The sequence below is a fragment of the Pandoraea terrae genome (assembly GCF_902459695.1).
Lineage (GTDB): Bacteria > Pseudomonadota > Gammaproteobacteria > Burkholderiales > Burkholderiaceae > Pandoraea > Pandoraea terrae.
Map to the genome: position 1 here is coordinate 39,794 of NZ_CABPRZ010000036.1, position 10,073 is coordinate 49,866.

At 64.6% G+C, this 10,073-nt stretch carries 8 protein-coding genes and 1 pseudogene; 2 read left to right on the plus strand and 7 right to left on the minus strand.

What is annotated here, in order from left to right; translation table 11 throughout:
- Positions 1–4: 4 nt before the first annotated feature.
- From PTE30175_RS28915 to PTE30175_RS26035, 6 genes and pseudogenes are all read right to left on the minus strand, one after another.
- Positions 5–1,189, minus strand: a pseudogene (locus tag PTE30175_RS28915) (acyl-CoA dehydrogenase family protein); the annotation flags it as partial.
- Between the two features lie 81 nt (positions 1,190–1,270).
- Positions 1,271–2,374: an acyl-CoA dehydrogenase family protein gene (locus PTE30175_RS26015; protein ID WP_150699964.1), complete on the minus strand. Its 1,104-nt coding sequence runs from the start codon at positions 2,372–2,374 to the stop codon at positions 1,271–1,273.
- 30 nt (positions 2,375–2,404) lie between these two features.
- Positions 2,405–3,583, minus strand: coding sequence for an acyl-CoA dehydrogenase family protein (locus tag PTE30175_RS26020; protein WP_150699965.1), 1,179 nt, complete (start codon positions 3,581–3,583; stop codon positions 2,405–2,407).
- Between the two features lie 90 nt (positions 3,584–3,673).
- Positions 3,674–4,441 carry a glucose 1-dehydrogenase gene (locus PTE30175_RS26025; RefSeq protein WP_150699966.1) on the minus strand — a complete coding sequence of 256 codons (768 nt, stop codon included), beginning with the start codon at positions 4,439–4,441 and terminating at the stop codon, positions 3,674–3,676.
- Between the two features lie 64 nt (positions 4,442–4,505).
- Positions 4,506–5,675, minus strand: a complete 1,170-nt coding sequence (locus tag PTE30175_RS26030; protein ID WP_150699967.1) for an acyl-CoA dehydrogenase family protein — start codon at positions 5,673–5,675, stop codon at positions 4,506–4,508.
- On the minus strand, positions 5,672–6,823 hold the full coding sequence (locus PTE30175_RS26035; protein ID WP_150699968.1) for an LLM class flavin-dependent oxidoreductase: 1,152 nt from the start codon (positions 6,821–6,823) through the stop codon (positions 5,672–5,674). The genes PTE30175_RS26030 and PTE30175_RS26035 overlap by 4 nt, the downstream gene beginning before the upstream one ends.
- 263 nt (positions 6,824–7,086) lie before the next feature.
- Between PTE30175_RS26035 and PTE30175_RS26040 the strand changes: the two genes are divergently transcribed.
- Positions 7,087–7,431, plus strand: a complete 345-nt coding sequence (locus PTE30175_RS26040; RefSeq protein WP_150699969.1) for a VOC family protein — start codon at positions 7,087–7,089, stop codon at positions 7,429–7,431.
- 38 nt (positions 7,432–7,469) lie between these two features.
- Here PTE30175_RS26040 and PTE30175_RS26045 read toward each other — a convergent pair whose 3' ends face one another.
- On the minus strand, positions 7,470–8,657 hold the full coding sequence (locus PTE30175_RS26045) for a helix-turn-helix transcriptional regulator (protein ID WP_150699970.1): 1,188 nt from the start codon (positions 8,655–8,657) through the stop codon (positions 7,470–7,472).
- Between the two features lie 438 nt (positions 8,658–9,095).
- Between PTE30175_RS26045 and PTE30175_RS26050 the strand changes: the two genes are divergently transcribed.
- A complete protein-coding gene (locus tag PTE30175_RS26050) occupies positions 9,096–9,893 on the plus strand; it encodes an SDR family NAD(P)-dependent oxidoreductase (protein WP_150699971.1) in 798 nt (265 codons plus the stop codon).
- Positions 9,894–10,073 lie beyond the last annotated feature (180 nt).

Sequence of the window (10,073 nt, forward strand, 5' to 3'; positions counted from 1 at the left end):
CCGCCGCGCCGCCGAACCATGATGCCGACGCCTGCGCACGCTTGAAATGCAGTTGCGGATCGTATTCCCACGTGAAGCCGACGCCACCGTGCAACTGGATCGCTTCGCCCGTGCAGAAGCGCTGGACGTCGATCGCCAACGCGTGCGCCGCAGCGACATCGCGCCATGCATCGATGCCGGCGAGCACGCAAGGGGCTCCGTTGTCGGTTGTCGCGCCCGACGCATCGTCGAGTCCGCGCGCCGCACCGTAGACCAGCGAGCGCAGCGCTTCGATACCGATCATCATCTCGGCGCAGCGATGCTTTACCGCTTGAAACGAGGCGATGGCGCGGCCGAACTGCACCCGCGTCGCCGTGTATTCGACGGTAAGGTCGAGACATTGTTGCGCACTGCCCAGTTGCTCCGCCGCCATGGCGAGCGCGCCGTTTGCGAGTGCGTAGGCCAAGCCTCGCGCCACACCCGGTCCCTGCGCGACGCATGCCGCCGCCTTGACCGCCAGGCCGTCAAAGTGCACCGACGCGACCGGGCGCGTGAGGTCGAACGCGACCAGCGGTGAAATATGAAGACGGGAATCGTCACGCAAGCCCGTGCGGTCAAGCACAAACAGCGCCGGCTCGGTCGCGCCATCGAGCTGTGCTGCGACGACAAGCCAATCGGCCTGCGCTGCATCGAGCACCTGCGCGACGTGTCCGTCAAGCACGAAGCCGTTGCCGGCCCGGCGCGCACGGACCGGCAAGGTGTGGGGCGCAATTGCGCCTGAAAGCGCTGCCGGCAAGCCGTCGCATGGCATGACAAGCGCGGCGCGCCGGCTGCCGGCGGCGATCGCCTCGAGCCACGGCGCGGCATCCGCTGCGCTCAGGCTCGCCTGCAACGCGGGCGCGGCGAGGCAGACCGTCGACAGATACGGCACGCATGCCAGATGACGCCCCAATTGCTCCATCAACAGCGCCGACTCGAGCGCACCCAAGCCCGCGCCGCCGACCGCTTCAGGCAAGGTCAGGCCGCACCAGCCGAGTTCGCCGCCGAGCGTTTGCCACAGGGCGTCGTCATCCGGCGCGCCGGCGTCTTCGCTGCGTGCGTTCACGATGCGCCGTACGGCCGCGCTGTCGCTTTGCGCAGCCAAGACTTCGGCCGCGCTGTCGCGAATCATCTGTTGCTCCATCGAAAACGCAAAACGGTCAAATCCCATCGTCCTCTCTCCAAACGACAAAAGCGACGGTCGCACACGAATTCGCGAACGTCGCCTGAACAGTGTTGTCCTGTACCTGCCTCACGGTCCCGCGGCAAACGTGCTGCCGGGTCCGATCGGCGTAAGCGTGCCAAGCGCTGTGCGCCCCAGCACGTGCATGGCGACGCGGCGCTTGTGAAACGCGCTGTCGCCCCACGTGCCGGCCAGCGCCCATGCGCGCTTGGCAAACATCTGCAAATCAAGTTCCCACGTGTAGCCGATCGCGCCATGCGCCTGCATCGCGTGCCGTGCCGCGAGACGCGCCACGCGCATGGCCGCGAGCTTGGCGTGCGAGACGTGCGTCGGCGCGAGGGCGTGACGGTTGGCCAGCGCGTACGCGGCGCGGTACAGCACCGGGCGTGCGAAATCGAGCTGTATCGCGACGTCGGCGAGTGCATGCTTGACCGCCTGATTCGCGCCGACCGGTTTGCCGAATTGCTTGCGCTGCACCGCATGATCGATGGCCAGATCCAGCATGTGCTGCGCCAGGCCCAGCAGTTGCGCGGCGACAGCCAGCGCGGCGCGGTCGAATGCGCGATCCCAGTGCGCGGCTGATGCGTCGGCCGTCAGCAGGCGCGACTCGGCCGCGGGTGCACCGTCGAGGATGAACAAGCGGCGTGACGGGTCAACGCTCGTTTGCGGCACAAGCCGCATGTTGTGCTTCGTCACCAGGTGCAGCGCACCCTCGTGGTGGCAGATCAATGCGTCGGCCACATGGGCGTCGGACACAAACGGTTGCGACGGATGCATCACCGCCACGCGCGCGCGCCCTGCTGCGATGCGATCGAGCAGCGTCAGGCAACGGTCGCGCTCGGCTTGTACGGTAACGTCGCCACCCTCGCACAGATCGCGCAACAGGCCGGCCGCGACAAGCGCCGTGTCAAACAGCGGCTCCGGCACGGCGAAGTAGCCGCACGCTTCAGCCAGCGGCGCCCAGGTGGTCTCGTCGAAGCCCAACCCGCCCTGCGCCGTGGGCACCTGAACGCCGCACAAGCCCTGCGCGGCAAACAGCCGCCACAAGGTATCGGAGCGGCCGGTGTCGCGCTCCCAAAGCTCGCGAATCAGCTCCGGGGTCATCTCCAGCATGAGCACGCGCCGCACGGCCTCGATGAAGCGGGTCTGCTCGGCGTCGAAAGTGAAGTCCATTCGCGTGTTTCCCCCGTAGGTTCCGATGCGTCAGCCGCGCGGCAGGCCAAGCAAACGCTCGGCCACGATGTTGCGCTGGATCTCGTTGGTGCCGGCATAGATCGGCCCGGCCTGGGCAAACAGGAAGCCATCCAGCCAATGGTCGGGCGCAGCGCCACTGGCACTTCCTGCACCTTCGCGGGGCCAGCATTCGGCGTGCGGCCCGAGCAACGTCATCGCCGTGTCGTGCATGCGCAGGTCGAGTTCCGACCAGAACACTTTGTTAGCGCTTGCTTCGTCGCCGAGGTCGCCGCCCTTGTGCAGGCGACCGGCCGTGGAATAGGTCGAAAGCGTGTAGGCCTCGGCGTCCATCCAGGCTTGCAGCACAGCATCCTCCACAGCCGGGTCGCCGCACGGGCCGTCGTGCCGTTCGGCGTAAAGATCGCGCAGCGCGGCGGCCGTCTGCTGAAACCGGGCGGGCGAACGCAACATGAGGCTGCGCTCGAACGCCGCCGTGGCGTTAGCCACTTGCCAACCCGCGCCTTCGGCGCCGACACGGTTCTCGATCGGGACGACGACGTTGTCGAAGAAGATTTCGGCGAAGCCGGTCAGCCCGTTGAGCTGACGAATCGGACGCACCGTTATGCCCGGACTGTCGAGCGGCACGAGCATCAGGCTCAAGCCGTGATGGCGCGAGGCCACCGGATCGCTGCGGAACAGGCCGAACAGCCAGTCTGCCCAGACAGCGCGCGTCGACCAGATTTTCTGGCCGTTGAGAACGTAGTGATCGCCGTGACGGATCGCGCTCGCGCGTATCGCCGCGATATCGGAGCCGGATTCCGGTTCGGACCAGCCCTGCGCCCAGATGAATTCTCCGGCGGCGGTCGGCGGCAGAAAGCGTGCCTGCTGTGCCGGCGTCCCGAAGGCCATCAGGGTCGGCCCGAGCAGAAAGATGCCATTCTGGTTCACGCGCGCCGGCGCGCCGGCGCGCCAATACGCCTCCTCGAACACGAGCCAGTCGACGAGATCGCTGCCGCGCCCGCCGAGGGCTTGCGGCCAGACGAGCGTGCTCCAGCGTCCACCATGAAGTGTGCGCTCCCATGCGCGATGCTGCGCAAAGCCTTCGGCGGTATCAAAGCTCGCCAGGGGTGCCTGTGGCACATGTTCGGCAAGCCACGCCTCGGCTTCGGCGCGCAAGGCATGCTGTCGTGGGGTGTAGTCGAGATGCATCCGCGCTTCTCCTGACGGATCTTCCTGCTGCCTCGCGCGGCATCGGGACTACGGCCAAGCCTGCTGCCGGCCGCCCCGATGCCGTTCGTGTTACGCCACGCCCATCAACATCTGGGCGTTATCGATGCGCATCTCGGCGCCGTTGACGAAGCGGGACTCGTCGGACGCGAGGAACAGCACCAGATTGGCCACGTCCTGCGGCGAGCACATGCGCGCCATCGGGTCCGTTGCCCCTTGTGTCGCGAGTTCGGTCGCCCCGCCGTCGGCCGGCAGCAATGCGAGGGTCATCGGCGTAAGGATCCCGTCCGGATGCACGGAATTGCAGCGGATCTTGTAGCCGACTTGCTTGCAGTACGACGCCGTTGCGCGTGTCAGGGCCGCCACGGCGCCCTTGCTCGCGCTGTACGCGCAGAACATGCCCATGCCGCCAAGCGCTGCGACCGACGACATGTTCACGATCGACCCGCCCTTCTCCTTCATCGCCGCCACTGCATTCTGGCAGCCCAGGAAGTAGCCGTCGGCATTGATGCGCAGCATCCTTTGCCATTGCTCGAGCGTGGTGTCCTCGATGGAACCGACGGCCAGGATCGCCGCATTATTGACGAGGATGTCGGGCGCGCCGAAACGTTGGGCGGTCGCCGCCATTACGGCACGCCAGTCCGCCTCATTGGCGATGTCGTGACGCACGAACAGTGCCGCATCGCCGATCTCGCGCGCGACGGCGCGGCCGGCTTCCTCGTTGAGGTCGGTGATGACCACGCGCGCGCCTTCACGCGCGAGCAGCAGTGCGTCTTCCTTGCCTACGCCGCTCGCGGCACCCGTCACGATGGCAATCTTGCCTTCGACGCGTTGTCCCATGCCTATGTCTCCTTGTGATCTTTATTCGATGGACAAGGCCGGCGTCGTGCCGGCCGCCATCGCCCTACAGGAAATAATCGCCGTTCGGACGCCCCATCAGCACGCCGCCGAGATTCTGTCCGAAACGGTCCACGTTGTTGGCGTAATGCGCCCGTGCAGCGTGCAGGTCGAGGAACCGGCGCACGAGCGGGTTGCTCAGATAGATGCCGTTGCCGCCCGCGTAGCGCAGCAGTTGATTGGCCAGCTGCGCACAACGCTCGGCCACTTGCGCCGACTGATAACGGAAATGCGTGCGCCGGGTCATGTCGACGGTTTCGCCGCGCGTGGCGCTGGCGAGCAATTCGTCGAAATTGCGGCGCAGCAGCACTTTCATCTCGTCGATGGCCACGGCCGTGTTGGCGCACGCGACTTGCGCGCCCGGATCCTCCGCCGTCTTCGTGCCGCCATTTGCGCTCACGCGCCCGTCTGCATAACGGCGGAAGTCGTCCAGTCCGCCTTCGAGCGCGCCGATACACGCGGTACACACCGCACGCACGAAGATCTGCGCGAACGGCAAGCGATACAACGGCGACGGGTTGACGGCGCAACCCGGGCTCGTGCCGTTCGCGCCGTCCACCGAACGGTGAGTGCGGTAGGCCGGCACGAACGCATCGTCGACATGAATATCGTGACTCCCGGTGGCGCGCAGGCCCATCACGTCCCAGTTGCGTTCAATGCGGTAGTCGCTGCGCGGCAACAGGAAGGTCCGGTACTCGGGCGGTTCGCCCGCTACCGCCGGCGGCACGAGCGCGCCGAGGAAAATCCAGTCGCACAATTCGCTGCCGCTCGAAAACTTCCAGTGCCCCGACAGACGAAATCCGCCTTCGACCGGCGTCACCTTGCCGACCGGCATGTAGGTCGATGCGATCAAGGTTTCCGGATTCTTGCCCCAGACGTCCTGCTGGGCGCGATCATCGAACAGCGCCAGTTGCCAGTTGTGCACGCCCACGACGCCGTACACCCAAGCCGTCGACATACAGCCTTGCGCCAGGGCCATCTGGACTTCGAAGAACGTCTGCGGATCGAGCTCCTCGCCGCCGTAGCGCTTCGGCTGCAGGACCTTGAAGAAGCCGGCCGCCTGCATGTCGGCGACCGTCTCGCCCGGAATACGCCCCGCCGCCTCGGCGGCGGCGGCGCGCCCGGCCAACACCGGCGCGAGTTCGCGCGCGGCGGCGATGAGGGCGAGGGCTGTCATGCGGTTGCGCGCAGTTTCACGCCCTGCTTGCGGAAATGCGGAATCACGTGCTCACCGATGTTGCGGATCGTCTCGAGCTGCGCCCACTGCGGCACGGTGCCCATCTGGCAGATGAACAGGATTTCGTCCGCGCCGGCGTCGATCAGGCGTTGCACGTAGCCGATGCAATCCTCGACCGTGCCGTAGGCATGGTTCGGGTTGAGCATCATCATCGCCGGATCGCTGAAGTCGACCGCCACCTTTTCCGAGGCGAAGCTCGTCTTGATGACGGCTTTGCCTTCGGCATCGGCCTCGGTGGAATTTTCAGCGTCCCATGCGTCGGGATTCGGCTTCTCGCCACCGGTGTACCAGTAGGCGAGCGATTCCATGAAGTAGCGCTGGCCCTTGATGCCGATCTTGCGTGCGGCCAGACCGTCTTCGAGCACGATGGTCGGGCACAGTGCCGCCAGATGCTGCAGCGGACGGAAGCCGACCTGGTCTTCGGGCTTGCGCGCGGCCCAGGCATCGCGATAGACCTGGTTCTTGCGCGCCACGTCTTCCGGACCGCCAAAGCCGAGCACGAGCGCGCCGATGCCGCGTCCGCCAGCGCGCTCCAGCGAGTCGGTGTTGGTGCACGCCATGTACATCGGCGGATGCGGCTCCTGACGCGGCTTCGGATGAATCGGGCGGCGCGGGATCTTGATGAATTCACCGTCGTGCTCGATTTCGTCCTGTACGAACATCTTGGGGATGAGGTACATGGATTCGTCGATCATCGGATACAACGTATTCAGGTCATAGCCGAAGGTGCCGGCTTCCTGCTGGGTGCCGCCCTTGCCGACGCCGAAATGCATGCGACCGTTGGACAGGATGTCGAGCGTTGCCACGCGTTCGGCGACCTTCACCGGGTGGTTCATGGCCGGCGGCAGACACACGACACCGTGCCCGATGCCGATGCGCTTGGTGCGCCCGGCTACGAAGGCGAGGAAGGTCTCGGGCGCGCTCATGTGGGCGTAGTTGGTCAGCGCGGTGTGCTCCACCGCCCAGATCACGTCAAAGCCCTTCTCTTCGGCGAGTTCGACCTGTTCCATGATCTCGTCGAAAACCTTGTGATCGCCGGCCCGCGATGCATCGACCGTCTGCGCTTCGTAAATCAGTGAGAACTTCATCGCCAGTCTCCAATTTCAAATGCTGGATATTTTTCAGGAATCGCGAGCCATTCGCGTCTTCGTTTGCCTCGCCCGGCACATTGGCCGATTGAGGCACAGTTTGAAATTTGCGGAATTTTTCAACAACGTCTGTTTGGATTACGCAAATCTTTCCCGAAATCCCTAAGATGCAATGCACTTTCAGCGATTTTCAAATCGCATTGCCAAGTTAATTAACCTGTTTCGCTCAGGCGGGACATTTCGGCATTTGCCGGAGGACGGATATGAAAGCCAAACTGGTCATTCACCCGGTCGACGATCTCGACGCATGCGTGCGCTTCTATGCGGACACGCTCAAGCTGGCCGTGAAGTTTCGCGATGGAGATCGTTATTGCGCAATCGATGCGGGAGGAATCACGCTGGCGCTGGTTGCCGGGGAAGAGCGGCTTGTCGACGTGCCGGCGCTCGGCTATGCGTGTGAATCGCTCGACGCCCTGCACGCAGCGATCGATGCCGCCACAGCTTCAGGGGCGACGGTCACCCGCGCGCTGGAGAAAGGGCCGCACGAGTGGCGCGCCGTACTCAAGGATCCCGCAGGCATGCCATTCGTCGTGAGCGCGAAGCTCTGACGCCCATCCCCCTTCTGGGGGATGGGCCGGTGCTTTGATCAGCCGAGTGAAATGACGCTGGAGAGCAGCGTCCGGACCAGCGTGGCCTGACGGGTGACCCCCGTCTTCGAGAAGATTGCACGCAGATGCGCGCGCGCCGTGTTCTTGCTGATGCCGAGGTCATCCGCCGCATCTTCGACGGAGTAGCCGTTCGCCATCAGGAGCGCGAGGGACGTTTCCGCAGGGGTGAAGTCGAAGAGTTTGCGCATGACTTCGCGCGAGGCATCCGAGCGGCACTCCGGATCCCGGATGAACACGACACAGGCCGGGCGCCACTTGTTCTCTTCCGACCATTCGGCAAACGGGATTGCGCGAATCAGGAGGCCGAGCTTTGCCTTGCCCGACGGGCGCGTGATCGACATTGCCTCGATCATCGCAGGTTGCACCGCGCCCGCGGGTTGCGGCGCCAGCATCTGCTTGATCATCTTCTGGAACTGGCGTTGTTCCTGGGCGTAGTTGAAGTCGAATGCGCCATTGTTGATGCGGATGCCGTCGTGATGACTGAGAATTTCCTGTGCGGCCGCATTGGTCTTCAGGATCGTGCCGGTATCGTCGAGAATCACGGTGCCGACCAACATGCGATCGACGGTGTTCGCGTACAGCGTGCGTTCGGATTCGATCAGGTCGAGCCGGGAGTGCAGGTCGACGGCACGCTTCAAGTGCGGCAGCAGAATCGACAGGAGAGCGCGCTCGCGCACGCCGAAGTCCTCTCCCGTGTGCCCGCGCGAAACGCGGAATCGGCACTCGACGCCGTCTTCCGTGCGGATGTCGGCCGCCAGGACGTAGCGAATGTCCAGATCGCGCAGGAACTGCTTGTAGATCTCGCTGGAAAGCCACTTCTCGGCACCGAAGAGTTCATCGGCGGTCGTGACGCGGTCGGCCGGCAGATTGACGATCGGATCGAGCGAATAATAATAATTGTTGTACGAGGCGGCCGCCGGCGTAATGCCGTCGTGGGCGGCGTTGATCATGAGACCGGGGCGATCGGCTGCGGGGGGGCGCAGAATCAGCGTGGCGTGGCTCCCGCCGAGCAGGCGGCGCATCGTCTCGAGCGCGGTGCCCCAGGGCACATCTTCCGTCGGGCCTTGATAAATCTCCTCGATCAGCGCGCTGAACTGCGGCATCGCCAGCATGGCCTGCGCAAACGATGGGGCCTCGTCGTAGCTGCGTGAAGTGGCCATCAACATACCTCGTCTCCTATTTCATGATCCGCCCGCACCGGCCACCGTTCGCAGTGGCGCGTTGCGGACTTTTTTTGCGGTGTCGGATCGCACCGTTCGTCGATATTATTTTTATTGATCGGCTGATTATAAGAATTGATCGGCTTCAGCTAGCGGCCGGATGTCTCGGTGTTTTCCCTTGAAAACGGCCAGCTTCGGGCTGGTCTACTGTATTTCGGGACGTCTCAGGCAATGTATAGGAAACGGGCCAGTTACCTCCTCGTCTAAATGCATTAGATTGGCCTCGCCTGCGGGTATTCACTGACGGCCGCCTGATATATTGCATTCGGTGCCGCCGGGGATTTTTCCTCGATGCGACCAAAACGGACGATGCTTGCGGCGTGTGGTGCCGGTAGAAATACGCGTCATTCAATGCCATTTTCCAACGACATCAGGAGACGCCGCATGTCCCAACGAACCGCAGTCATCACCGGCGCAGCCGGCGGCCTTGGCCGCGCGCTCGCCGCCCACCTGGCCGCGCAGGGCTACGCCCTCGCACTGGCCGACGTCAACGCCGAACGCCTGAATCAGGTCTGCCGCGAGTTGGAAACGCCCGAGGCGCGGGTGTTCGCCATTCCGACGGACGTTTCGAGCGCCGATGCGGTGGAGGCACTCTGCGTCCGCAGTTTCGAGGCGCTGGGGCATGTTGATCTGCTCATCAACAACGCGGGCGTGCTTGTTTCGGGCAATAGCTGGGAAATTGCACCCGAAGTGTGGCAGCGCACGCTCAACATCAATCTGTGGAGTGTGGTGCACGCGCATCGCGCATTTGTGCCGCGTCTGCTCGCCCAGGGCAGCGGTCATATCGTGAACGTGGCATCGATGGCCGGCATCGCCGTCGGCCCCTATCTGGCGCCGTACACGGTTTCGAAGCAAGGTGTGGTGTCGCTGACGGAAACTTTGGCACTGGAAATCGCTGCGGCCGGTCTGCCGCTGAAGGTCTCGGTCGTCTGCCCGGGGCCGGTTGCAACGGGCATCGCGAGCGGGCTCACTGAGGCGTCGGCCGCCGGGGTCGCGCAAATGAACGGTTTCTTGCGCGCGGGCATCGAAGGCGGTACGCCGGCGGAGGCTGTCGCCGAGCGTATTCTCACGGGCGTCGCGGCCGGGGACTTCTGGATCCTGCCGCACCCGGAAGCCGCCGACGCCGCCACGCGCCGCGCGGCCGGTATCGCCGGGAACATCGCGCCTGCGCTGCCTTGGTAAGGCCGACGTTTACCTCGCTTGCCTGTTGATGCTCGCGCCGGCCGCAACTGCCCTTCTTGCCTATTGATGCTCGCGTCGGCCGCAACTGCCCCTCTTGCCTACCGATGCTCACGCCGGCCGCAGCATTGACCCGCTTTCCGCTCCCGACAGAACACACGTACGCGGAAAGCGGGTCAACGC